Raw genomic sequence first — 25156 nt, forward strand, 5'->3', positions numbered from 1 at the left:
GGCTCTCCGTGACCGCCTGTCGATTTACTCTCGCGGGATGAAGGGAGCGCGACCCCCGCCCCCACCGCCGCCGAGCGGCGTTCAGAGGGGGAAGGTGGCGGTCACAGCCAGCCGCAGCCGCCGTCGAAGTCGAAGGGGGGCGTGGGCTCCGTGGACGACTGCGATTCACGACAGGCATCCTCGATGTTCTGTCGCAACATCAACATCAGGTTGTTGTCGTCCTGGATGTCCGTGTCCGGGTACTCCCCGAGCCACCCCCCGACCGACGGCTTCATCATCTCGATGACCCCGAGCGAGCGCCGGCAGTCGCCCGCCTGGTAGAAGTCGAGCGCGCCGCGCAGCGCCAGGTACATGTTCAGCATCATGTACGGCTTGCCCGAGCCGCCGTCGGAGATGTTCCACCACATCGAGTCGGGGTTCTGCCCGGGAGGCAGCGCGTTGAGCAGCGTGGTGTCGACGTTCTGCGTGGCTCCGTCCTTCGCCGAGGTCCAGCCTGCCGTCACCTGGAAGGCCGCCTTGTCCGGCCCGATGTCGTCGCCGAGGGACGCGTCGGCGAGGAGCTCCACGAACAGACCGCCACCGCCGCCGCGGCGGCTGCCGCCCACGTCGGTCGCGCCGTCGCGCTGGCCGATGAACAGCGCCGGCATCTCCAGGGCCGCCCCCGCGGCGCTGGCGGTCGCCCGCTTCGTCCCGTAGATGCGCCCCACCTTGTAGCCGGCCGACGGGGTCACCTCCAGGTTGAAGTCCGTTGCCAGCGGGAAGAGCGTGGTCTTCCCCTCCTCCGAGAGCAGGCCGCCGAGGTCGCCCGAGCTCAGCGCGTAGGCGTACGTGCCCGCGCCCATCGAGCCCAGCGCCGATGGGATCTTCACCAGGAAGCTCTCGCCCACGCCGATCACGCCGAACGCCGTGCCCTTCTCCACCAGCGCCTCGCCCAGACCGAGGATGCGGTCGGGATCGGTGATACCGCTTGTCGCGTGCCCGCTCGTGAGCAGGAGCACGCGGTGCGCGCCCTCGAAGCCGGCCGCGTCGCCCTCCTCGAACGCGTTCTCGGCGGCGGCGATCCCCTCGTAGAGGCCGACGAGCTCGCCGGCGCCGTCGCCGAGGCGCTCGTCGGCGATGAGGCGCGTGAGCTCCGCCGACTCCGGCGCTTCGAGGAAGGCGCGGCGCTCGACCCTCTCGCCATAGCGGATGACGCTGACGCGGTCCTCGGGACGGAGGCTTTCGAGCAGCCCTCTCATTCCCGCGTCCAGCGCGTTCTCATCGATGCCGGCGAAGCGGCTGTTCTCGACGGCGATCGCCAGGTGAACCGGCGGCCTGTCCAGCATCGAAGGGTCGACCGCGGTGTTCATCGCGACGAAGGCCATTGTCCAGTTCCCCTCGTTGAAGCGCGGCGCCACCGCGAGGAACGGGTGAATGCAGACGTCCTTGCCGCAGTCGGCCTGGGGCAGGTCGATCGCGTGCTCGGCGAAGAACCCGATCGGATCCAGCGTCTCGAGCGCGGGCACCTTCCCCGCCTTCACGATCGCGCGGAACTGGGAAATGTCCTGCGCCCCGCCCTGGGCCACGTTGACCGAGCCTGTGGGGACGTCGCTGCCCGCGCCGTCGCTGCTGTCGGTGCCGCAACCGACGGCGGCGGCGCAGAGGCCGAGTGAGACCAGCTTCATCTTCGACGACATATGACCTCTCCTCATTCGTGAACAATCAACAGGTCCGCGGACGCGCTGGGCGTCTGGTACCCCGCGTCGCACTCGTCACGCCCGGCGAGCACGCGCTCGGCGCGGCCGACCCGCACGCGGAAATCCGGCCCTTCGAGGGCGTCTCCAGGGCCCAGCAGGGTCTTCTCGCCGCCGCTCTGCACCGCCACCACCGCGTCGGTGACGTAGGCGCCGCAGCTCAGCCGGTCGCCCTCGCACTCGGTTGCCTCGAGCGAGGCAGCGAGGTCCGCGCGCTGGAGCTCGACAACGTTGAGATAGACCTCGAGCCGCTTCGTCGAGTCGACGGCCGAGACCTCGAGGTGGTCGCCCTTGTCGAACCATTCTACCGTTTCGCCCGCCGAGAACGGGAAGTCTTCGATCGGAATGCACAGGTAGTGAGTCTGACGGGTGAAGCTCGGGTCCGGCTCGCCGCTGCCCTCGCCGCCGGTGCCCATTCCATCATCACCGCCGGCTCCGCCGGCACCCGCGCCGCCAACGTCGGCTCCGCCGGCACCCGCGCCGCCAGCGCCGCTGCCGCCGGCGCCGCCGGCACCCGCGCCGCCAGCGCCGCTGCCGCCGGCGCCGCCGGCACCCGCGCCGCCAGCGCCGCTGCCGCCGGCGCCGCCGGCACCCGCGCCGCCAGCGCCTCCAACGTCGGCTCCGCCGGCACCGGCGCCGCCTGTGCCCGCGCCGCCAGCGCCGCCCGAGCCATTGCCGGGGCCGAGCCGCGGGTAGTTCATGGTCAATTCGATGCAGCCATCCGACAGTGCATCGATGTTCGCGATCTCGCCGACCACCTGCTTCGACCAGGGGCCCGCCCACTGGAAGGACGATTGAGGCGCGCCAGCGCACACCGAGGGCACGACGTTCGTCTGCAGCGCGCCCGTCTTCACCTGTCCGGGCGCCACCACCGTGAGCGGCTTCAGCGCGACGCGCCCCGCCAACATCTCCGTGTCCTCCCAGAAATCCCTGTTGTCGTTCACGTTCTGCGGAATCAGGACGAATTGCAGGTCGGACCACCATGCCATCACAGGCCGCATTCCATCCGTCTCGAGCAGCACCACCTCGCAAGGCTCTTCCGAGGCCGGCACCGTCTCCTCGAAGTTGCCTGCGGCGAGGTGGGCCACGACCCGGTTGAGCGGGAGCGTGTCCTGCGGGTCCAGCCGATACGTGATCCCGAGGTTGAACGCGCTCGGCCCGAACATGCGTGTCGGATCGCCGGAGGTGACGTCAGAGCAATCGAGCGACGCGTCCACCCAGCGCACGCGAACGTCCACGATCCCGGACGTGGCATTGATGAGATAGGCGTCCGTGGAATAGCCCTCGGGTGCGGGGGTGCCGGTCGCGACGCAGGCGACGGCGGACGCCCCCAGGATCGTGCGCTCGAGCACCCAGGCGGTGCGCGAGCCTTCCTCGGCGCTCCGGGCCGAGAGCTCCCGGCTGGAAGCAGCGCGCGCCGAGAGGCGCCATGCCGGGACGAGGACCACGAGCGCGGCCAGGTCCGTCGGATCTTGCCAGATACGCCACGTGATCCCCGCGAGCCCCACGAGCCCCACGAGGAGCTGCGCGGCAGCGGCCGAGAGCTTGATCGCCGCGAACGGCGCGACCACCGCCGCGAACGCCACCGCTCGCCCGCGCGAGGTGCGCGCGTCCACGAGCGCCGCTGCGAGGACGGGGGCGACCACGAGGCCGGCGAGGTCGCTGAGCTTGCCGGTGAGCGCGCCTGGCAAGAGCCCGGCGCCTTTCAGGAGGTGGTCGTTGACCACCAGGAGCGCCAGGGCGCCAAGGAAGAGGGGGTGGCGGAGGACCGCGAATCGAGGCGACACAGATTGTCGTGACCGCGACACCAACGTCAGAGCATCTGCGGGGCCGCCGGCGTTTCGCCGTGATGAGTTCAGCATCGCCGCGAGCCGATAGCAGCGCGCGTGCCACTCGGACGCGCTTTGCTCGCCGAGGTTGCTCCGGACCCGGCGTGCTACAGCTCGCCCTCGCCCTCGCGCCTCTGCGAGCCGGCGTCTCTCCTGTCCGGCTCGTCCCGGCGGTTTTCGGAGCTCTGCGCGCGCAATGCGATCCTGCCTTTTACCGTCCGCCTTCTCTTTTCTCGCGTCGCTCTCCGGCTGTGGCCCTGTCGACCGTGAGCCGTCGATCCCCGCGGAAGCCAGCGATTGTCCCGCGCTGTTCGGAGAGGACTTCACCGAGACCCGCGCCGTCGCCATCGGCGACGCGTCGTCCGGGACGTTCGTGCCCTACGCCGACGGCGCCAGCGTGCAACTGATCCTCGGCAACCAGGGCTCGATGATGATCACGCCCTGGGTCCAGGTGGAGGCCCTGCCCGGCGACGCGGAGGAGACGTGCCATGTGGTGCGCCTCGCGAACGAGTTCGAGGGTCCGCTCGCCGACGATCCCCGCGGGCTCGCCGCCGCGCAGTTCAACGTCCAGTTCATCAAGACCGGTTCTTTCCTGGTCTCGGACGGCGCGTTCTACCACCCGTTCGCATGGGACCGCAAGACGCTCGAAGGTCAGAAGCTGGGGCTCACGGTGACCGTGCGCGGCGACGGATACGAGGGCACGAAGAGCGTGAGCGTCGCGCTGGAGTGAAGCACCCTGCCAAGGGTCGTTTTGGACGCGGCGTGGAGGTGGCGACCTGGCGGGAGGGTCGTTTGGGAGGCGGCGTGGAGGTGGCGACCTGGCGGGAGGGTCGTTTGGGAGGCGGCGTGGAGGTGGCGACCTGGCGGAAGGGCCGTTTTGGAGGCGGCGTGGAGGTGGCGACCTGGCGGGAGGGTCGTTTTGGAGGCGGCGCGGAGGTCGCGACCTGGCGGAAGGGCCGTTTTGGAGGCGGCGCGGAGGTCGCGACCTGTCCAAGCCGTCGTTTTTGACCAGCGCCCAGGTCGCGATCTCTCCAGGATCCTGCTTGGGAGGCGAGGTCCAGGTCAGGACCTGGGCGCTCCTGCAAAATTACGCCGGATTCTCTGTCGCGACGTCCGTTCTGACGTTTCACGAGCGCGGGCCGCGGGGGCGGCCTTTCGAGACGGAGCGTTCAAGCTTGCTCGCACACCCCTCCGGCGGCACCGGCAGCCCGCGCAGCCCGTCCAATCGCCGTGAATTCTTTCTCCGGCGGCGCGGTGCTACCGCGCGGCGCACCGTACCGCGACGTAGCGGCCGTTCGGGTCGTCGTCGACGAACACGGGACCCACGTCGGAGAGCTCGAAGCTGACCGATCTTGCGTCGATCGCCGTGATGGTGAGCCTGCCGAATCCCGCGTCGCCGCCGCCGCTGACGGCCCCCGTGCTGCTGCAGTCCGCGCGAGAGGACGTCCCGAAGATCGTGAGATCTCCGCTCGCCGTGTCCACCTCGCCCACGGCGAGCATCGACTCGGGCATGCGCAGCTCCAGGTCCCACCAGTCGCTGCAGGGCTCGTACGTGGGGTTCGCGTCGGGATCGCTGCAGGACAGGGCCAGGGTGGCGACACGGAGCGTCACGCTCGACGAGTCGCCGAAGACGATCGCGCTCACCCGGCGCCCACCGCCGCCCGAGGTCGTCGGCGACGGCGCGACCGAGCTCGTCGTCGAGATCGGGCCATCCGGGCCATCCGGGCTGCCCTGGCCGCTCGTGCTGCCCTGGCCGGTCGTGCTGCCCGCGCCGCCGGCCCCGCCTCCTCCGCCGTCCATGATCACCGCGCCGCCGCACGCGCTTTGGACGAGCAGCGCGAGCGAGCCTACCGCCATTGAGATGCATCGAGGTGAGCGCTTCATCGTCGCGATCGTATCGCCCTCCGGCCCGCGATCGCAGACGAGGGCACGCCTCCGTCGATGGACCGGCCGGGGGGCACCTGTGCTACCGTCGACCACAGCAGGCTCGGATGGCGGCGCGCCCCGTGGCCGGGCGTGAAGCACGGAGCTCTCATGAAGCCACCTGTCGTCGAAGGAGACGTCATCGCCGGCAAGTACCGGGTCGATCGCGTCGTGGGCCGAGGCGGCATGGGCATCGTGGTCGCGGCGAGCCACCTGTTCCTTCCGCAGCGTGTCGCGATCAAGCTCCTTCTCAGCACGGAGAGCCCGGCGCTCGTGCAGCGGTTTCTCCGCGAGGCGCGCGCGGTGGTCCGCCTCAAGGGCGAGCACGTCGTGCGGGTGTTCGACGTCGGCGAGCTCGGCTCCGGCATCCCGTACATCGTGATGGAGTACCTGGAGGGCGAAGATCTCTCCGATGTGCTCCGCGCCCGCGGCACGCTCAGCGTCGTGGACGCGGCCGACTACGTCCTGCAGGCCTGCCTGGCGATGGCCGAGGCGCACGCCGCGGGCATCGTGCACCGCGATCTCAAGCCGGCGAACCTCTTCCTCACGACGACGCCCGGCGGGGCGACGCTCATCAAGGTCCTCGACTTCGGGATCTCGAAGGAGGTGCCGGGCAGCACCGAGGGCGTCGGCGTATCGTTGACGCAGACGCGGGAGATGCTCGGCTCGCCCATCTACATGTCCCCGGAGCAGATGCGGTCGTCGCGCTCGGTCGACGCCCGCTCGGACGTGTGGGCGCTCGGCGCGCTGCTCTACCGCCTCCTGGTAGGGCAGCCGCCGTTCGAGGCCCCGGCGCTCGCCGAGCTCGTGCTGCAGGTCGCGAGCGCCGAGCCGATCCCGCCCACCGCGCTCAGGAGCGACATCCCACCGGGGCTCGAGGCCGCGATCCTCCATTGCCTCCAGAAGGATCCGGCCCGGCGGCCGCAGACCGTGGCCGACCTGGCGCGCGCGCTGGTGCCCTTCGCGACGGCGGGCGGGCAGGAGCGCGCGGAGCGCGCCGCGCGGATCCTCGGGGCGGGGGCGCAGGCGACGCCGCCGCCGACCGGTTCGGTGCCGCCGCCGCGGCTCGTGACGGCCAGCGGCCCTCCGAGCGCCCCGTCCGGCGCGATGGCGAGCCTCCTGCCCACGACGCGGGGGCTCACGCGGACGTCCGCGCGGCCCGGGTCGCGCAGGATCCTCGGGGCGGCGCTCGGGGCGGTCGCGCTCGCCGTGCTCGCGCTCGCCCTCTGGGGCGCGGTCGCGTTGCCAGGCAGAGCGCCGGAGGCGGCGGCGCTGCAGGCCGCGGCGGCCTCGCGGGACGACACGGCGCCGCGGCGCGCGCGGCAGGACACCGCGGCGCGCGGCGCGGACCCGCTGATCGCGCCGGAGCCGCCGCCGGCGGTCCGTGACGCCTTGCCGCCACAGCCGCCGTCGGTCTCCCCGGTCGTCGCGCCGGCCAACGACGCGGCGCCCTCCGGGGCGGCGCTCGAGGGCCGGCGCGTGCCCCCGGCGACGAGCGCGTCGGCGACGCTGAAGGCGCCGTCGGCGCCCGGAGGGACGAATCCCTTGGAACTACCGATCAAATGAGACAGGAACCTCCGGCCTCCGACCGGCGGCACCCCGCATTCCAGCCGGATACAGGCGAGGCGCCGGTGCGTTCGCGCCGCCCGTCGACGGGGCTCGCGCCAGCGGTCGCCATCGTGGTGTTGACCACGGCCGGCGGCGCGGCCGCGCAGCAACCCCAGCCCGCCCCTGCGGCGGCTCCTGCGCCGGCCGCTCCCGCGCCGGCGGCTCTTGCGAAGGCCGCTCCCGCGCCGGCGGCGGCTCCTGCACCGGCCGCTCCCCCGCCGGCCCCTTCCGCGCCGGGCGAGGCTGCTTCTGCGCCCGCCCGCGAGCGGCTGAGCGGTGAGGCCAGGGCCGATTACGAGTCCGGCAAGGCGCTCTTTCGCAACGGCGACTTCGCCAGCGCCTTCCTCAAGTTCCAGAGCGCCTACGAGAGCTCGAAGGACGCGCGCCTCCTCTGGAACATGATCGCCTGCACCTCCAAGATGCACCGGTACAGCCAGCTCCTTGCGCTGGTGGAGAGGTTGAAGCAGGAGGACCGCGGCGTCCTGCTCCCGGAGGACTGGGCGACGATCGCCGAGGTCGAGCGGAACGCCAGGGCCCTCGTCGGTCACCTGGACATCGCCGCGAGCGAGCGGGACGCGGAGGTGACGATCGACGGCGAGCTGATCGGGAAGACGCCGCTCCCGGGCAAGGTGATCGTCGACGCCGGCACCAGGAGAATCCGTGTCTTCAAGCCGGGGTTCAAGGAGCACCTCCGCGTGGAGAGCGTGTCCCCTGGCGCGCAGCTGGCGCTCGACGTCCGGCTGGCGCGGCCGATGAACGGCGGCAGGCTCTCCATCCTTGCCTCTCCGGGCGATCGCCTCGCGCTCGACGGCGAGTTCCTGGGTGAAGGGCAGTGGGAGGGCATCGTGCCGAGCGGCCGTCACGTGGTGAGGGTGTCGGCGCCGGGGAAGGTGCCCTACCAGGCTCAGATACGGATTCAGGACGAGGCGCTGAGCAGCGTCCGCGTCGGCCTGGTGCCGGCCGAGAAGCGCGGCGGGACGCCGTCGTGGGTATGGATCGCCGGCGCCGGGGCGGTCGTCGCCGCGGCCTTGTCGGCCGGCCTCCTCCTCGCGCACGACCCCCATCCCGAGCAGGTGGGGGCGGGCCAGGGAGCCCCCAGCGAGGGCCGCCCGACCGGATTCGGTGGCCGGTTTTGAGGGGGCCGCCGCGGTCCACGGCGGCGCTCGCCCACGAACCTGCGCCTCGCGCTGGCGAGCGCGGCCGGCAGGCCGCCGTCAGATCATCCCTACCAGCGGTCCTGTGCAGAAGTCCGGGTCGCCGAACGTGTCGGCCTCGATGCCCATCGCGTGGAGCAGCGACAGGAGCAGGTCGTTGTGCGCGACCTCCTTCTGCTGGACGACGTATCGGCCCGTCTTGAAATGACCTCCTGCGCTCCCGGCGACGACATAAGGGATGTTCTTGCGCAGGTGATTGCCGTCCGCGTGCTCGTTGGTCCAGAAGATCACCGTGTTGTCGAAGACCGTGCCGTCGCCCTCCGGCATGCTCTTCAGCCTGGCGATCAGGTACGCGAGCTGCTCGGCGTAGAAGCGGCTGATCCTGGTGAGCCGCTCGCGGTTCACCTGATCGGCGTAGCCGTTGTGCGCCATCGGGTGGTGGCCCTCGGTGATGTCCGGCCCGAGGAAGCTCAGCACCTTGGTCGTCGCGGAGTTCGTGAAGTGCAGGCTCGCGACCCGCGTCAGATCGCAGGCGAGGGACATCGCGATGAGATCCAGCTGGAGCCGGCAGAGCTCCGGCATGCTGGCGACCTTGTCGACGTCGAGATCCGGCGTCAGCGCCGGCGCGGCGCACGCCGGCGAGGTCGGCGCCGAGCCGCGATCGAGGCGCGACGCGATGTCCTCCACCGACGCGAGGTGCCCGTCGAGCTTCAGCCGATCCGCGGCGCCCAGCCGCTTGCGCAGCCGGTCGTAGTCCGAGGCCACCTTGCCGAGCACCGCCCTGCGCTGCTCGGTCTTCCGCGTCGCGTCGGCGGGCGCGACCGACAGGTCGGAGAAGAGCCGGTCGAACGCGGCGTACGGGCTGTTCTCCGGCGGCAGCGGCTGCGCCGGCCCGCGGTACGCGAGGCGCGCGCCCACGGTCGCCCCGTAGACGAGCACGCCGAGCTCGAGCGAGAGGAACTTGGTCTTCGTGCCGATGTGGTTCGCGATCTCCTGGTCGAGCGAGATGCCGTCGGCCCAGCCGCACGACAGCCCGGCGTCGCCGGGGAAGTCGCCCTCCTGCATCGCGCGCGCGGTCAGGCACTGCCCCGTGCCCTTCTGGTGCGCGTCGCCCGGCCCCGTCAGCGCCGACAGCGCGCTCACGTTGCCGAGGACCAGCAGATCCCTGTTGTGGTCCTTGAGCGGCGCCAGGATGGGCGACAGCTCCTCGCCGTCCTGGAACGTCGAGGACGACGGCCAGAAGTCCGGCGGGACGGTCCCGTTCGGCGTGTAGAGCACGATGAACCGCTTCGGGAACTCGAGCCCGAACGCGGCCCGCCCCGTCTGCTCCGACGCCGGCGCGAGCCGCTTCGAGCAGCCCATTGCCTCGAGGAACGGCAGCGCGAGCGCCGCGCCGCCGAGGCCCCTGAGCACGGCGCGGCGGCTGAGTCGGTACGGCTTCATCACGGCTCTCCTCCCGGGGCGCTCTCCGAGGCGCCCCCTGCGTCGTCTCCCACGTTGCCTCCGACGTTGATCGCGCGCCGGTAGCGGAACGCGTCGGTCTGGGTGAGCGCCACGAGCAGCGCCCTGATGTTGTACCGGGACGCCTCGAACGCCTCCGTCGCCTGCGAGAGGCTGCAGGCGTCCTCGCGCTGCTCGGCGCGGCCATAACCGAAGCGGAACCACTGCTTCACGACGCACGCGCGCACCTGCTCGCTCTCCGCGAGCCGCCGCGCGAGCTCGACCGCCCCGTCGAACGGCCCGTCGATGTCGGTCTGCGTGAGCTCGCCGCTGGCGTCGACCGGGATGCCGTTCTCGGCGTCCCGCCAGCGGCCGAGCGCGTCGTAGTGCTCGAAGCCGAACCCGATCGGGTCGAGCAGCGTGTGGCAGCTCCTGCAGCCCGGGTCGGACACGTGCTGCGAGAACTGCTCGCGCGTCGTCTTCGTCCGGTCGACCATCGGCGGCTCCGGGACCACGTCCGGCGGCGGCGGCGGGATCTGGCAGAGCAGGCTCTGGCGCACGAACCGGCCGCGGTGCACCGGCGAGGACCGGTTCGGCTTCGCGTAGAGCGAGAGCAGCCCGGCGTGCGTCAGGAAGCCGGCGCGCTGCGACGGATCGAGCTCCACCCGCTCGAACGCCTCGCCCTTCGGGCCTCCCTCGACGCCGTAGAGGTCGGCGAGCTCCCGGTTCATCATCGAATAGGACGCCGTGAACAGCGTGCTCACGCTCGCGTCCTCCTCGAAGATCGCGTGATCCAGGAACGCCTCGGTCTCGGCCTGGAACAGCGGCAGGAGCTCGTCCCGGTACTCGGGGTAGAGCTCCGGATCCCTCCCGCCCGCGGCGATCTCGTCGATCTTCGAGAGCCCGAGCCACTGGCGGTGGAAGTTCTTCGCGGCCTCGCGCGCCCGCGGATCGTCCAGCATGCGCCGCGCCTGCGCCGCGATCTCCGCGGCGGTGCCGAGCGCCCCCTCCTCGGCGGCCGCGAAGAGCGCGTCGTCGGGCATCGTGCCCCAGAGCAGGTACGAGAGCCGCGAGGCGATCTCGTACGAGGTGAGCGGCACGACGTCGCCCTCCACCGGATCCGGCATGCCGAGCTCGACGCGGTAGAGGAAGTGCGGCGACTGGAGCATCGCCTGGACGACGAGCGAGAGGCCGGTCGACGCGTCGTCGGGCGTGTCCCCGAGGCCGAGCCCGCGGTCGAAGAGCGCCGCGAGCTCGGCGACCTCGTCCTCGGCGAGGGGCCGGCGGAACGCCCGCTTGCCGAGCGACGCGATGAGCGCCGTGATCTCGCCGCGGCACGCGGCGCCCGCCGCGGCCCCGCGGCACGAGGGCGCCTCGCCGAGCAGCTTGCCCGCCGCGCGCGCCGCGATGCCCTCGGCGGCGGTCATGTACTGCTCCGCGAGCAGCGGGCTCACCACGAGCGCCGCCGCCTGGTTGTTGAAGCCGAGCGACTCCTCCTCGGGCACGAAGCCCCTCGCAGGGCGGCTGTCGTCGCCGAGGAGATCGAGTATCGTATTGTCGTACTCCACCCGTGTCATGCGGCGGAGCGGCGACTCGCCTGGCTCGATGGAGGCGCAGAGCGGTGCCGTCGCCTCGCCGTCGTCGTCGTCGTCGTTCGCGGGGAGATCGCCGAACTGCCCTGAGCAGGAGGCGAGGAGGAGCAGGCCGATGGGCCAGCGGAGAGCTCTTGGTTCAGCCATGGTGCCTCGTCGGCGAGCGCGAGCAGGGCACGGCGCGTTCCCCTCCGTGCAGCGCGCGCGGCGCGGCCGTGTGCGTGGCGCGCCATCTCGCCATCTTCAAGGAGCGTATGGCAAACCGTCGCTCCCGGATAGCAGCCGCGCTCGGAGCGGCCGAATCAAGTGGGAGCACGGGGCCGATGTGATCATCCCGTGTGCGCGTGTCTTACGGCGTTGCCGCGGACTCCGGCCTTCGAAGGCGGCTCGACCTGCGGTGTACGGAGCGACTATGCTCGCGCCCAATGCAAAGGCGAACGCTCGCCTGTCCTGTCTCTCGTCTCTCTCCTCGGGCGCCGCGGCGCCGCGCGCGCCGCTCTCCTGCGGCCGCGCCGCTCGGCGCGGCGCTCTCGGCGCTGTCGATGCTGTCGATGCTCCTGGCGCTCCTTTCGCCAGGCTCGGCGCTCGCCGATCCCAGCGCGGCGTCCAGCGCCGATCGCGCCGAGCGCGATGAAGGCGCCCGCCCGCCCGCCGCGGGGACCGCGCTCTTCAGCGCGGGTGTCGATCTCGAGATCGCGGGTCGTACGCTGTCCTATAGCGATCTGCTCTCCGACAACCTCCGCACCTACGAGGTGCTGGGCGTGCCCATGCCGTCCCTCCGGGGCGAGCTGTACCCGTTCGCGCGAAGCGCCGTCCCGGTGCTCCGCGACCTCGGTGTCGAGCTCTCGTACGCTCGCGCCCTCGGCCTCGACTCGGAGGGCGCCGGCGGAGCGAGCGTATCGACCTCGTGGAGCCGGCTCCACGCCGGCCTCCGGGGCCGTTACCGCCTCGCCGGGCAGGACGGGCCGGTCCTGTTCGCGGGCGGCGGACTCCGCTGGACCGACTTCGATATCGAGTCGACGGGCGACCCGTCGCGCGACGCCGCGTCGGTGTCTTACGTCGCCTTGCGCGTGGGGGTGGACGGGCGATTGCCGGTCGGCCCGGTCGCGCTGGAGGCCGGGGGAGGGGTCCAGGCGCCTCTCTCGATGGGAGCCCTCGCGTCTCATTTCCGCGCGCCGAGCGCCGGAGGCGTCGATCTCCGCGTCGCGGTCGCCGCCCCGTTCGCGCCGGGGCTCGAGGCGCGCGCCGGCGCGTCGTACGCGCGGTTCTTCTACGACTTCGACTCCGAGCCAGAGGACACGTACATCGCTGGCGGGGCGCTCGACCAGCTCTTCAGCGTTCATCTGGGGGTGGCTTATCATGGGGAGTGAGGTGCGCTCAGCGCGCGCGGCGCGCGCCGGGTCTGCCCGTCGCGGCGGGCGCTTCACGGCGGCGACGGCGGCGACGGCGGCGGCGCTCGTCGCTCCGGCCTTGTCGCTGCTCGCGGGGTGTCCGGGGACGATCGATGATCAGGAGCGGTTCGACCGGCGGCACGGCGGCGGCGGCGGCCCGCAGGCCGCGTGCGCCGACGTGCCCGCGGTGTTCGCCGAGCGGTGCGGCGGCGCGAGCTGCCACGGGCCGGGCGAGCCCGCGGCCGGCCTCGACCTCGTCACGCTCGGCGTCGGCGATCGCGTCGCCGGCCGCCCGGCCACGAGCTGCGCCGGCGTGCTCGCCGACCCCGATCGGCCGGAGGAGAGCGCGCTCTACGTGCGGCTCACCGACGCGCCTTCGTGCGGCGCGCGCATGCCGCTCGGGGGGGCCCCGTACTCGTCCGAGGAGATCGCGTGTGTCGCCGCCTGGATCGCGGAGCTCACGCCGGCCGCGTGCAGCGGCCTCGACTGCGGCTGTCCCGGCTGCGTGTGCACGCCCAGCGCGCAGGAGGCGTGTTACACGGGCCCGGGGGGGACGGACGGCGTCGGGCGCTGCGCGGCCGGCACGCGCGTCTGCAACGCGGAGGGCACGTCGTGGGGCCCGTGCATGGGGGAGGTCCTGCCGGCGTTCGACGCGTGCGACACGCCCGACGACGAGGACTGCGACGGCGCGACGCCCGCCTGCGAGGACGTGTGGAGCCGCGGCTTCGGCGACGCGACCGGCCAGTACGCCCGATCCGTCGCGTTCGACGCGGACGGCAACGTGATCGTGGCCGGCCAGCTGGAGGGGACCGTCGATCTCGGCGGCGGCCCGCTCACGGCCACCGGCACGGACGCCTTCGTGGCGAAGTTCGACAGGTTCGGCGCGCACGTCTGGAGCAAGCTGTTCCCGGGCGACGGCAACCAGTTCGCGATGGCGCTCGCGGTCGACGCGGCGGGCAGCGTCCTCGTGGCGGGCCGCGCCTTCGGCCGCGTCGATCTCGGCGGCGGCGAGCTCGCGTCGCACGGGAGCGACGACGTCTTCGTCGTCAAGCTGGGCGGCGGCGGCGAGCACATCTGGAGCAGGATCTTCGGCGGATCCGGCGCGGATCGCTGCGACCGCATCGCCGTCGACGCGGCGGGCAACGTCCTCGTGGCGGGCGGCTACCACGGCGCCGTCGACTTCGGCGCCGGCGAGCTCACGAGCGCGGGCATGCGCGACGCCTTCGTGCTGCGCCTCGCCTCGGACGACGGCCGGACGCTCCTCGCCCTGCGCGCCGGCGGCGAAGGCGACGACTACGCCCACGGGATCGCGGTCGACGCCGACGGCAACCTGGTCGTCGCGGGGTATTTCGATGGATCCATCGATCTCGGCGGCGCGCAGCTCGTGAGCGCCGGCCTCTCCGACATCTTCCTCGCCAAGCTCCGTCCTTCCGGCGACCACGTCTGGAGCGCCCGGTTCGGCGGCGCCGAGGCGGACGAGGCCCACGACGTCGCGGTCCACCAGGCGACGGGCGACGTGGCGCTCACGGGCACGTTCGCGTCGACCATCGACCTCGGCGGCGAGCCGATGGTGAGCGCCGGCGGGCGGGATCTGTTCGTCGCCAGGCTCTCCGGCGCCGGCGCGCACCTCATGAGCCGGCGCTTCGGCGACGACGAGGACCAGCTGCTCACCGATTTCGAGACCGGGGCGCGCGCGAGCGTCGCGGTGGACTCCGCCGGCAATCTCCTGCTCGCGGGGCCGCTGTTCGGCTCGGCGGACTTCGGCGGAGGGCCGCTGACGAGCCGAGGCAAGACCGATGTGTACCTGGCCAAGCTCGGCGCCTCGGGCGAACACGTGTTCAGCAAGCTGTTCGGCGACGTCCAGACGCAGGTCGGACTCGACGTGGCGGCGGGCTCAGGCGCGAGCGTGCTGATCGCCGGCCGTTTCTACGGCGCCATCAACTTCGGTCAAGGGGTGCTCTCGAGCGCAGGCCAGGGCGACGCGTTCGTCGCGAAGCTCTCTTTATAAATACCGTTCTCGTTGCAAATGCCGCGCTCGGCGGCGCTGCGCGCTGTTTGCCCACCTCGTCTGCCGAGGTCACCCCGGCGCGTGGCAATTTGTCTCGCTGGGGCGGCATGGCTGATCATTCATCGCTCGTCTGGGCACGTTGCTCCCATTCCTTGCCTCGTTTCCAGCTTTCTCGCAGTGGCATGTTCTCTGCTCGACACCGCTCGACCGCGCGGCGAGATGCTCCGCTGATCGGAGGATTTCCGTCGAGCCGAGCGGGCGAGTCCGAAGGAGCAGAGGTATGCGCGTCCTGCTTATCACCAAGATCTTCCCGAACGCGACGAACCCGGGACATGCGCCGTTCAACCGGCGGCAGTTCTCCGCGCTCTCGAGGTATTGCGACATCGACGTCTTCGCGACGATCCCCTGGTTTCCGGGGGCTTCCAGGTTCTCCCGGTGGTCCATGTCGAGCGACGCGCCTCGCGAGGACGTGATCGAGGGGTTGCCGGTGCGCCACCCGCGATTCCTCTACGTGCCCAAGGTGGCGCCGTATCTCAATGGCCCGCTCTATGCGGCGTCCATGCTCTTCGAGCTGGCGCGCCACCGCCCGGCGCCGGACGTCATCGTCGGCTCGTTCGCCTATCCGGACGGATTCGCCGCGGTGTGCCTCGCGGAGCTGCTCGGCGTCCCGGCGGTCGTCAAGGTGCACGGCTCGGACGTCGACGTGCTCTCGCAGCAACCGGCGGTCAGGCCCTCGCTCGAGTGGGGTCTCCAGCGCGCGACCCGCGTTGTCGCCGTGAGCAAGCAGCTGGCCGAGGGGGTGCACGCGCTCGGCGTCCGGCGCGACCGCATCGATGTCGTCATGAACGGCGTCGATCGCGGCCTGTTCTACCCGCGCGACCGGGGCGAGGCCCGCGCCGCCCTGGGCCGCCCCGCGGAGCGCCGGCTGCTGCTCTACGTCGGCCACCTGCTCCGCGACAAGGGCGCGCTCGACGCGATCGCCGCGTTCGAGCGCATCGCCGCCGCGCACCCCGACATCGACCTCGCGCTGGTCGGGAGCGGCGCGGACGAGCAGGCCTGCAGGTCGGCGGCGGCGCGGCTCGGCGGGCGCGTCCTGATGACCGGTCGCCTGCCGCACCACGAGGTGGCGCGCTGGGTCGCCGCCTGCGATGCGCTCGTCCTGCCGAGCCATCACGAGGGCACGCCCAACGTCGTGATCGAGTCGCTCGCGTCGGGCCGCCGGGTGGTCGCGACGCGGGTCGGGGGCATCCCCGACGTGATCACTGGCCCCGAGCTCGGCGAGCTCGTCTCGCCCGGCGATCTCCCCGCCCTGGCCGGCGCCATGGCGCGCGCGGCGCACGCGCCCTACGATCCCGAGCGGATCTCGGCGCTCGCCGGGTGCAAGGGGTGGGACGAGAGCGCTCGCGCGCTCCACGACACGCTCGTCCTGGCGCGGAGCGAGCGGCGCTCGCCAGCGCCCGCGCCCGCGCCCGCGCCGCTGCGCATGCCCGTGATCGACGAGGGCCCCGCGCTCCAGGCGGATGCGCAACCCCCTGCGTCCGTGCGACGGGCGCCGCCCCCCTCGCGGCGGTTCCCCGACGGCGCGCAGCTCGGGGTCGGCCAGGCCTGAAGGGCGGCGCGCTCGCCCTGGCCCCGCCTCAGGCCACGGGCACGGCCTTTTCTGGCCGCAGGCGAACGGTGGGGCCGGGATCCGGGGGCGGCGGCTCGGCGCGCGGCATCGCGGCGCGCGCCGTCCAGAAGCTCCTTGCGTCGTCCGGCGTCCACGCTGGCGCCGGCTCGCATGCGTCGAGCGCGGCGAGCAGCTCGCGCGCGCTCTGGTAACGGTCGCCTGGCCGCTTGGCGAGGCACCGCATCACCACCTCTTCCAGCTCCGACGACAGCGGCCAGGGCGCGCGCAGCGACGGCGGGATCGGCGGCATCGTCAGGTGTGAGTAGACGAGCTTGCCGAAGCTCCGGCCGTCGAAGGGGGCCACGCCCGTCAGCAGGTAATAGAGCGTGACCCCGAGCGAGTAGATGTCGCTCCGGGCGTCCACGGCGCCGGCCGAGATCATCTCCGGGGACATGTACGTCGGCGTTCCCTTGATCACGCCGACGTCCGTCATGCTCGCGTCTCCCTCCAGGCTCACCTGCTTCGCGATCCCGAAGTCGAGCACCTTGAGCACGTCGTGCTCGTCCCCCACGCGCGTGATGTAGAGGTTGTGGGGCTTGATGTCGCGGTGGATGACGCCCGCGTCGTGCGCCTCCGCCAGCGAGAGGCAGGCCTGCCGCGCGAAGTGGACGACCCGGGAGGGCGGCATCGGGCCGTGATCGCGCACCAGGGTGGCCAGGTCGGCGCCGGCCAGGTGCTCCATCGCGATGTAGAAGATGCCGTCGCTGCTCGCGCCGAAATCGAAGATCCGGATCGTGTGCGGCGACGTGAGCCGGCTCGTCGCGCGCGCCTCGCGCTCGAAGCTGCGCACGTCGCCCTCGGACTTGCTCTCGCTGCGGAGCAGCTTCAGCGCCACGTCGCGGCGGAGCGACTCGTCCCAGGCGAGCCACACCTCGTTCTGCCCGCCCCGACCGACCGGCGCCACGAGCCGGTAGCGGCCGAGCTTGCGGGCCTCGTAGACCTGCTGGCGCGCCGACCAGAGGCCGTGGCTCGCCGCCGACACCAGGATCGCGGTGGCGAGCACGAAGATGTAATTGCAGGCGAAGATCACGAGCGACCGCGGCGACGTCCACTGCGCAGCCAGCGCCGGGTCGAGGGACGCCCCCGCGCCCATGATGATGGGGAAGCTGAGCGCCACCGGGATCGTCATCCGGAGCGATCGCGAGAAGTGCGTGGGCAGGATCGTCGCGTCGACGAGCATCACGATCGACAGCCCGTGCATGTAGTTCCAGGTCAGATCCCCGAACTCCAGCGCCATCACGGAGATGAGCCCCCCCGTGCTCCACACCGCGAAGACGTGCGCCGCGTCGAGGAGCTCGGCCGAGGTCTGCTCGCGCCGGGCGAGGAGGTACAGCCAGAGCAGGATGACCTCGCCGAGCAGCCGGTAGAGCAGCAGCCGGGTGACCGAGGCGCTCGGAAACACGGCGAGCACCACGAACACGTCGAGCGCCGCGAACGTGGGCCAGGTCACGAGCGCCGTGGGGAGGCCCCGCGCCATCGCGCGGCGCTCGTCCGCCGAGCTGACGCCTCGAGGTCCCTGGGATCCCGTCGAATGGAAGCTGCTCGAGGCGGTCATGGTGCGGCGCGGGCCGTATCGCAGGCCATTGGAGCCCTGCGCTGGCGCGGAGTCAAAGCGCACGTCGCCCGTCGGGAGGAGCGAGAAATGACGCATCGCACGTGTCGCACGCAACGTACGTGTGGCGCGCATCGCGCGCATCACACACGTCGTACGCGTTGCCCACGTCGTACGCACCACGCGGGCGCCGCCCGGGCGCGGCGCGGCGAGCGCGCCTCCGGGGTTCCGCCGGCGGGGCGTTCGTTGTAGAGGCGCTCCGCGCTCGCTCCGAGACCGCCGCCATGGCGGCGATCTCGGCGGCGATCCGCGGGGAAATGGGATGAAGCAGAGACGTGCGCTCGTGATCATCGCGGTCCGCAATGGCGTGCTCGCCGGCGCGGCCCCCGCGCGGGCGGCCATGGGCCCGCGCGCGATCCTGGGACGGGCCCTCTCTCGCGCGCGCGGCTGCTGCGGCGCGCCGGTGCGCTGACGGCCCGTGGCGAAGATCGGCTACTACGTCCACGGGCGCGGGCGCGGGCACGCGAGCCGCGCGCTCCCGATCGTGGGAGCCCTCCGCGAGCGCGGCCACGAGCTCCGGATCTACGGCGGCGGCCAGGCGGCGGACCTGCTCGGCGCGCTCCCGGAGCACCGCCTCGTGCGGCCGATCCACCGCGGGCTCGCGGGCGTGATCGAGCTCCCGCGCCGCCTGGCGAAGGAGATCGTCGAGCAGGCGGGCTTCCGGCCCGACGCCATCGTGAGCGACGGCGACGTCCCGTCGCTGCTCGCCGCGCGCGCGCTCGGGATCCCCGCCGTCGCGCTCGGCCACGATCTCGTCTTCTCGCGCTGCCGCCTGCCCGAGGGGCTGCCGAGGCTGCGGGTGCTCGCGTGCCGGCGCACGACCTGGGCCTCCAGCCGGGCGCGCCGCGCGGTCGCCGTCCACTTCCTGCCGATCGAGCCGGAGACGCCGGGCACCCTCGTCGCGCGGCCCGAGCGCCGGCTCGCCCCCGCGCGCGCCGGCGAGCCCGGGGCCGTCGTCTGCTACTTCAGCGAGTGCGACGCGCGCCGCGTGCTCGATCTCGTCGCGCGCGACGGCCGGCGCGTCATCGCGTTCGGCGACCCGGGCCTCGACGTGCCCGGCGTCGAGGCGCGCCCCTTCGATCCGGGCGCGTTCCTCGGTCACCTCGAGGGCGCGTCGGCGGTCGTGACCACCGCCGGCAGCAACGTCCTCGCCGAGTGCGTGCTCGCCGGCAAGCCCGTGCTCGCGCTCTACGACGACCGCCACAACGAGCAGACGCTCAACGCGCTCCTCGCCGAGCGGGCCGGCGTCGCCGTCGCGAGCTCGCTCGCGGCGCTCTCGCCGGACGTCGTGGCGCGCTTCTTCGATCGCTGCCGCGCCGCCGACTTCGCTCGCATCGACCTGGAGCGCGCGCTGCCGAGCGCGCCTTCCGCCGTGCTCACCCTGCTGGAGGAGGCGTGCGCGGGCGCCTCGTGACGAGGTGCATCGCGACGTTCGCACCTCGCACCGTGGCCGAAGTCGACGCAAGCGGCATGAGCTTTGCTAATTACGCCCACTGCCGACAGGCCGATTGGCCGACGAGGAATGGCTGCTGTGCCGAGCAGCAGGCAGCGCTCGCGGCCGCAGCGTGACACGGCTGTCGCGGGCGCGACACGAGCGCCCTACCGCCCGTCACGCTGCGCGCCTCGGTCGGCCATCGACCACGGTTCGCGCCGCTTCTCCAGGAGCAACGAAGATGACGATGGATGCAATTCTGCCGCTCAGCGACCACCGGAGCGATCGCGCGCCGCACGAGGCGATCGCGCCGGCGCGTCCCACGCCGTCGACGGGACCCGCGCGGGGAGGGCTCTCCTCCGTCAGGGTGCAAGCGGCCATTCCAGAGAATCCCTTCGCTGCCCTCTCCGGCGCCAACGGGCGGCCGCTCAAGGTCGCCATCCTCAGCGATTTCACGCGCATTCCTTACGCGAATGGCGCGGTCTTCCAGACGCGGGCCCTGTATCGCGCGCTCAACACCTGTGGTCACCAGGCAACACTGATCGGACCTCGGGATCCGGATGCCTCGGCCGACGAGGTCCCTCCCGGCACCGTCGCCTTGCCCAGCCTGCCGCTGCGCACCTACCCGGGGGTGCACCTGCCCATCCCCGTGGGATCCTCGGTGCTCGATCCGATGCGGTGGGATTTTGACATCTGCTTTGCGCAGACCACGACCCTGCTCGTCGAGTTCGGCATCTGGCTGCGCAAGATGCGCGGCATCCCGCTGCTCTGCGTGAACACGACGCACCTCGCGGCCGCGTACGACGTGCTCCTGCCGGAGCGGGTCTCCCGGATCGGCGCGGTCCACACGGTGCTCCACAAGACGCTGCGCGCGCCGATGGAGCGGCTCTTCGTGGACCTGTACAACCAGGGAGACGGCCTCGTCGTGCTGAGCGAGGGCCTTCGCGATTACTGGCGCGAACGGGGCGTGACGGTGCCCATCCACGTCATCCCGCGGATGGTCCCCGAGGACGTGTTCGAGCGCCCGCTCGGCCCCGACCCCTACGTGCAGCTGCTCGAGGAGCGCGGGCTCGACCCGCGCGGCCCCCGCCTCGTCTGCGCGGGCCGCCACACCCGGGAGAAGTCGCAGCACCGGCTGATCCGCATCTTCGCCGAGCACATCGCCCCGCACGAGCCGCAGGCGACGCTCACGCTCGTCGGCGACGGGCCGGACAGCGTGGCGTACGCGGCGCTCGCGCGTGAGCTGGGCGTCGCGCGCCGGGTCATCTTCACGGGCGAGGTGCCGTACAGCCAGATCTCGGACTACTACCGGCACGCGAACCTCTTCCTGCACGCCTCGCTGAGCGAGACGTTCGGAAACGTGCTCAGCGAGGCGCTCTGGTGCGGCTCCCCGACGGTCGCGTTCGCCGACGGCATGGGCGTGAGCTCGCAGATCCAGAGCGGCCACAACGGCCTGCTGATCGACCCGGGCCGCGGGCCGATCGCCGAGGAGAGCGCGAACGCCGCGTACGGCAAGGCCGTGCTCGCGCTCACGCGCGACCCGCTCGCCGCCGCGCGGCTCGGAAACGCGGCCGCGCAGCGGGCGCGCGAGCGGTCCTCGCCCCTCGTCGTGCAGCGCATGCTCGCGAACGCGTTCGCGCACGCGCGCGAGCACGCGAGGCAATCCAACCTGCGCCCGCTCGTCGACGGGCCGAAGGCGCTCCAGTGGCTGGAGACTTTCCGGCACTTCCGCACCTGGATGGGCTTCACCGGCGGCCTCTTCGCGTTCGGCCACCTGCGCCCCGCGGCGGCGCCGCGGCCCAAGGGGATCCAGCCGTCGTTCTGCGCCTAGCGCGCGTGGTAAGACCGGCCCGAAGACGGCCCGCACGCGGCCGCTTCGAGGTGTTCCCGGTTTCGAGGTGTCCTTCGAATGCTCCTCAGGATGATCGGTGCGCTCGTCGATATCAGCGGGCGCCGTCCCTGGCTCGTCATCGCGCTCGCCCTCCTCTCCATGGCAGGGCTATGGGGGTACGCGTCGCGGCTCGAGCTGCGCACGGAGCTCCGCGAGCTCCTGCCGAGCGACAGCCCGGCGTTCCAGGCCTACGAGCGTCAGGCCCGGCGCGTGGACGGTGGAGCGCAGCTCATCGTCATCGCCGAGTCGCCGGATCGCGGCGCGAACGAGCGGTTCATCGACGCGCTCGCGGAGCAGCTGAACGAGCCTCTCCGGAAGCGCGCGGCCTGCGCCGCGGCGTGCGGCGACGACGCCTGCCGGGCGGCGTGCGGGCCGCCGGCGCTCATCCGCTACGTGGAGTCCGGCACGAAGGAGGTCCGCAGCTTCTTCGACGCGAACAAGTGGCTCTACGCGAGCGTCCGCGAGCTCGAGGCGGCGGACGAGGCGATCGAGCTGGAGCTCGCGCTGCGGAGCGGCCTCATCGAGGATCTGGAGGCTTCCGGGGCGCCCGGCGGTGACGCGGGCGCGGCGGCGACGCCGGCGCCGGCCCAGAAGGGGCTGTCGCTCGATGAGACCTGGCAGGAGCTCCAGCGGCGCCTGAAGAAGATCGACGAGTTCCCGAGCGGCTACTTCGCCACGCCCGACGGGCGCATGGTCGCGCTCCGCATCGTCTCGCGCAGCGCCGGGATGGGCGATCGCCGCGCGGCGGAGCTCCTCGACCAGGTGACCGCGCTCGTCTCGCGCCTCGATCCCGCGGCGTTCCACCCGGCCATGCAGGTCGGGTACGCGGGCGACATCCCGAACGCCATCGCCGAGCAGAAGTCGCTCGTCAGCGAGGCGGTGTGGGCCACCGCCATCGCGCTCGTGCTGATCGTCGGCGGCGTGATGATCTACTACCGCTCGCCCTGGTCGCTCGTGGTGATCCTGCTCCCCACGGCCCTCGGCGCCAGCGCGGGGTACGCGTTCGCGACCCTGACCTACGGCTACGTCAACACGGTCGGCGCCTTCCTCGGGGCGATCATCGTCGGCAACGGGGTCAATTACCCGATCGTGCTCCTGTCGAGGTACCGCGACTTCCGCGCGCGCGGCATGCCCGCGGACGAGGCGCGGCGCGAGGCGGTCATCAACGCGTTCCGCGCCGAGCTCGTCGGGGCGAGCGTGGCGGCGATCGCCTACGGATCGCTCACGATCACGCACTTCCGCGGGTTCAGCCAGTTCGGCACGATCGGCTTCGTCGGGATGTTCATGGTGTGGGCGTCCATCGTGCCGCTCGTGCCCGCGACGCTCGTCGCGATCGAGCGCATCCAGGCGAGGCTCCCGCGCTGGATGCGCGATCCGGCGCCGCGCGTCTCGGACGAGGGCGCCTCCGGGCCCGGCGCGCGGGCGCTCGCGCGCGTGACGTCGCGGTGGCCGCTCGCGTTCCTCGCGGTCGCCCCGGTCATCGTCGCGCTCGCCGCGTGGAAGCTCCCCGCGTACATCCGGGATCCCTGGGAGTACAACTTCGCGCGCCTCGGCTCGAAGAGCTCGCGGGAGAAGGGCGCGGGGAGCTGGTCGCTCAAGGCGTCCGAGGTCTTCGGCGGGAAGATGAACGTCGCCGGCGCGATGATGCTCGCGGACACCCCCGAGCAGGTGCCGGCCATCAAGGCGCAGATCCTGGCGAACGACGCGAAGGATCCGCAGGGCCAGCTCGTGGCCGACGTCGCGACGGTCGCCGACGCCCTCCCCGGCACGGCCGAGGAGCAGCGGCGGAAGATCGAGATCCTGGAGCGCATCCGGGACCGGCTGACCCCGCGGGTGCTGAAGGCCCTGCGCCCCGAGGAGCGGGAGCGCGTCCTCAGCATGAAGCCGCCGGAGACGCTTCGCGTCATCGGCCCGAAGGACCTGCCCGACCTCATCCGCCGCAGGTTCGAGGAGAACAACGGCGTCGTGGGGACGGTGTTCTACGTGAAGTACAAGAACAACGTCTCGTTCTCGAACGGCAGGAACCTCCTGCGGATGGCCGACACGACCGGCAACGTGGTCCTCCCTGACGGGACCCACGTCGTCACGGCGAGCAGGCCGACGGTCTTCGCCGAGATGATCCGGTCGATGGAGCGCGACGGCCCGCTGGCGACGGCCGCCTCGCTCCTCGCGGTCACGGCCGTCGTGGTGCTCGCGACGGGCAGCATGGCGGGCGCGCTCGCGGTCCTCCTGTCCCTCGTGCTCGGCGTGCTCGCGACGGCCACCGCCATGGCGGCGCTCGACGTCAAGATCAACTTCCTGAACTTCATCGCGCTCCCGATCACGTTCGGCATCGGCTGCGAGTACCCCTTCAACGTCTTCGATCGCGCGCGGCTGCTCGGCGGCGATGTGTCGCTCGCGGTCAAGCGCTCGGCCGGCCCCGTGGCCCTCTGCAGCTACACGACCGTGCTGGGCTACGGGTCGCTCATCTTCGCCGACAACCAGGCGCTGAACTCGTTCGGCTGGGTCGCGGTCAGCGGCGAGGTGGCGTGCGTCGTGTGCGCGCTCCTGTTCCTCCCGGCGCTGCTCCACGTCATGAACCGCTCGGCGCGGATGCGGCGCTCGTGGAAGGGCGGCCTCCTCCTGCGCGGGAGCAACCATTCGTGAAGATCCTCGACGTCGCGGAGTTCTTCTCGTCCCGCGGGGGCGGCGTGCGGTCGTACCTGGAGGAGCTCGTGCGCCAGGGGAGCCGGCGCGGCCACGAGATCGTCGTCGTGGCGCCCGGGCCGCGCGACGAGGTGGTGCCGCTCGAGGGGGGCCGCATCGTGCGGGTGGCCGGCCCGCCGATGCCGTACGACCCGACCTACCACGCGCTCCTCCGGCTCGGCGCGGCGCGGGCGATCATCCGCCGCGAGGCGCCGGACGTGGTGCAGGCGAGCGCGCCGTACACGGCCGCGCTCGTCGCGGCGAGCGCCCGCGAGGTCCCGCTCCGCACGCTCGTGTACCACTCGGATCAGATCAGCACCTACGCGGCGCCGCTGCTCGACCGGGTGCGCCCGCGCGCGGTCGCCCGGGCGCTCGAGGGCGCGCTGTTCGCCTGGCCGCGCGCGCTGTCGCGGCGGTTCGACGCCACGATCGCCCCCGGGACGTTCATCGCGGAGCAGCTCCGCAGCCACGGCTGCGAGCGCGTCCACCGCGTCACCTTCGGCGTGAAGCGCGGCGACTTCGACCCCTCCCGCGCGGACGCGGCGCTGCGCCGCGGCCTGCTCGGCCGGTTCGCGGACGAGCCCTCGGCTGCGCTGCTCCTCGTCGCGTGCCGGCTGGCCGTCGAGAAGCGGGTCGCGCTCGTGATCGACGCCGCGCGGGAGCTCGCGGCGCGGCGCCCGGTCGCCCTCGCGGTGCTGGGCGACGGGCCCGAGCGGGCGCGGCTCGAGCGCCGCGCGGCCGCCCTTCCGCAGGTGACCTTCCTCGGCTTCGCCAAGGACCGCGCCACCTACGCCGCGCTGCACGCCAGCGCCGACGTCTTCGTCCACGGGGGCGCCGCCGAGACGTTCGGCTTCGTGCTGGGCGAGGCGCTGTGCTCGGGCCTGCCGCTCGTCGTCCCGGCCGCCGGCGCCGCGCTGGATTTCGTGCAGCCCGGCGCCGCCGAGGTGTACGCGCCGCGCGCCTCGCCGGGCGAGGTGGCCGCCGCGATCGAGCGGGTGCTCGCGCGCCCGCGGGAGGAGCGCGTCGCGGCGGCGCGGGCCGCGGGGGAGCGGCTGCCCACGAGCGACGAGCACTTCGAAGCGCTGTTCGCGCTCTACGCGGACCTGCTCGAGCGCGGCGAGCGCGGCGAGGGCTGACGTCGTGGACGCCAGCTTGCCCGCGAGAGGACGCGAGAGGACGCGAGAGGATC

17 protein-coding genes are annotated in these 25156 nt (G+C 72.5%); 11 read left to right on the forward strand and 6 right to left on the reverse strand.

Features of this window, described 5'->3' with window-relative positions; all coding sequences use genetic code 11:
- Positions 1–101: 101 nt before the first annotated feature.
- Together WME73_RS05885 and WME73_RS05890 are read right to left on the reverse strand one after the other, a co-directional pair.
- Positions 102–1676: a hypothetical protein gene (locus WME73_RS05885; RefSeq protein WP_437915037.1), complete on the reverse strand. Its 1575-nt coding sequence runs from the start codon at positions 1674–1676 to the stop codon at positions 102–104.
- 11 nt (positions 1677–1687) lie between these two features.
- Positions 1688–3520, reverse strand: coding sequence for a hypothetical protein (locus WME73_RS05890; RefSeq protein WP_437915038.1), 1833 nt, complete (start codon positions 3518–3520; stop codon positions 1688–1690).
- Between the two features lie 238 nt (positions 3521–3758).
- Between WME73_RS05890 and WME73_RS05895 the strand changes: the two genes are divergently transcribed.
- Positions 3759–4292 (forward strand): hypothetical protein, encoded by a 534-nt coding sequence (locus WME73_RS05895; protein WP_437915039.1) that lies wholly within the window; start codon positions 3759–3761, stop codon positions 4290–4292.
- A gap of 527 nt (positions 4293–4819) precedes the next feature.
- On the opposite strand, the gene WME73_RS05900 is transcribed toward WME73_RS05895, so the two are convergent.
- The gene (locus tag WME73_RS05900; RefSeq protein ID WP_437915040.1) at positions 4820–5419 is read right to left on the reverse strand and encodes a hypothetical protein; all 600 of its coding nucleotides are present in this window, start codon (positions 5417–5419) and stop codon (positions 4820–4822) included.
- A gap of 177 nt (positions 5420–5596) precedes the next feature.
- Here WME73_RS05900 and WME73_RS05905 point away from each other — a divergent pair, with 177 nt between their 5' ends.
- Together WME73_RS05905 and WME73_RS05910 are read left to right on the forward strand one after the other, a co-directional pair.
- A complete protein-coding gene (locus tag WME73_RS05905) occupies positions 5597–7051 on the forward strand; it encodes a serine/threonine-protein kinase (RefSeq protein WP_437915041.1) in 1455 nt (484 codons plus the stop codon).
- A complete protein-coding gene (locus WME73_RS05910; protein ID WP_437915042.1) occupies positions 7048–8229 on the forward strand; it encodes a PEGA domain-containing protein in 1182 nt (393 codons plus the stop codon). The genes WME73_RS05905 and WME73_RS05910 overlap by 4 nt, the downstream gene beginning before the upstream one ends.
- Before the next feature lie 78 nt (positions 8230–8307).
- Here WME73_RS05910 and WME73_RS05915 read toward each other — a convergent pair whose 3' ends face one another.
- Both WME73_RS05915 and WME73_RS05920 read right to left on the reverse strand, forming a co-directional pair.
- On the reverse strand, positions 8308–9690 hold the full coding sequence (locus tag WME73_RS05915) for a DUF1552 domain-containing protein (protein ID WP_437915043.1): 1383 nt from the start codon (positions 9688–9690) through the stop codon (positions 8308–8310).
- On the reverse strand, positions 9690–11426 hold the full coding sequence (locus tag WME73_RS05920) for a DUF1592 domain-containing protein (RefSeq protein WP_437915044.1): 1737 nt from the start codon (positions 11424–11426) through the stop codon (positions 9690–9692). The genes WME73_RS05915 and WME73_RS05920 overlap by 1 nt, the downstream gene beginning before the upstream one ends.
- Before the next feature lie 278 nt (positions 11427–11704).
- On the opposite strand from WME73_RS05920, the gene WME73_RS05925 reads away from it, so the two are divergent.
- From WME73_RS05925 to WME73_RS05935, 3 genes are all read left to right on the forward strand, one after another.
- Positions 11705–12649 (forward strand): hypothetical protein, encoded by a 945-nt coding sequence (locus tag WME73_RS05925; protein WP_437915045.1) that lies wholly within the window; start codon positions 11705–11707, stop codon positions 12647–12649.
- A 1-nt stretch (position 12650) separates the two neighbouring features.
- Complete coding sequence (locus WME73_RS05930; RefSeq protein ID WP_437915046.1) at positions 12651–14678, forward strand: SBBP repeat-containing protein; 2028 nt, start codon at positions 12651–12653, stop codon at positions 14676–14678.
- A gap of 280 nt (positions 14679–14958) precedes the next feature.
- Complete coding sequence (locus WME73_RS05935) at positions 14959–16287, forward strand: glycosyltransferase family 4 protein (protein WP_437915047.1); 1329 nt, start codon at positions 14959–14961, stop codon at positions 16285–16287.
- A 28-nt stretch (positions 16288–16315) separates the two neighbouring features.
- On the opposite strand, the gene WME73_RS05940 is transcribed toward WME73_RS05935, so the two are convergent.
- Positions 16316–17824 (reverse strand): serine/threonine-protein kinase, encoded by a 1509-nt coding sequence (locus WME73_RS05940; RefSeq protein ID WP_437867402.1) that lies wholly within the window; start codon positions 17822–17824, stop codon positions 16316–16318.
- A gap of 397 nt (positions 17825–18221) precedes the next feature.
- Between WME73_RS05940 and WME73_RS05945 the strand changes: the two genes are divergently transcribed.
- From WME73_RS05945 to WME73_RS05965, 5 genes are all read left to right on the forward strand, one after another.
- Positions 18222–18371, forward strand: coding sequence for a hypothetical protein (locus WME73_RS05945; protein WP_437915048.1), 150 nt, complete (start codon positions 18222–18224; stop codon positions 18369–18371).
- Between the two features lie 6 nt (positions 18372–18377).
- The gene (locus WME73_RS05950) at positions 18378–19373 is read left to right on the forward strand and encodes a glycosyltransferase family protein (protein WP_437744518.1); all 996 of its coding nucleotides are present in this window, start codon (positions 18378–18380) and stop codon (positions 19371–19373) included.
- 259 nt (positions 19374–19632) lie between these two features.
- Positions 19633–21222 (forward strand): glycosyltransferase, encoded by a 1590-nt coding sequence (locus WME73_RS05955; protein WP_437744519.1) that lies wholly within the window; start codon positions 19633–19635, stop codon positions 21220–21222.
- Between the two features lie 90 nt (positions 21223–21312).
- Positions 21313–23928 carry an MMPL family transporter gene (locus tag WME73_RS05960; RefSeq protein ID WP_437915049.1) on the forward strand — a complete coding sequence of 872 codons (2616 nt, stop codon included), beginning with the start codon at positions 21313–21315 and terminating at the stop codon, positions 23926–23928.
- Positions 23925–25103: a glycosyltransferase family 4 protein gene (locus WME73_RS05965; RefSeq protein ID WP_437915050.1), complete on the forward strand. Its 1179-nt coding sequence runs from the start codon at positions 23925–23927 to the stop codon at positions 25101–25103. The genes WME73_RS05960 and WME73_RS05965 overlap by 4 nt, the downstream gene beginning before the upstream one ends.
- Positions 25104–25156 lie beyond the last annotated feature (53 nt).

The sequence above is a fragment of the Sorangium sp. So ce302 genome (assembly GCF_051530145.1).
Lineage (GTDB): Bacteria > Myxococcota_A > Polyangia > Polyangiales > Polyangiaceae > Sorangium > Sorangium cellulosum_B.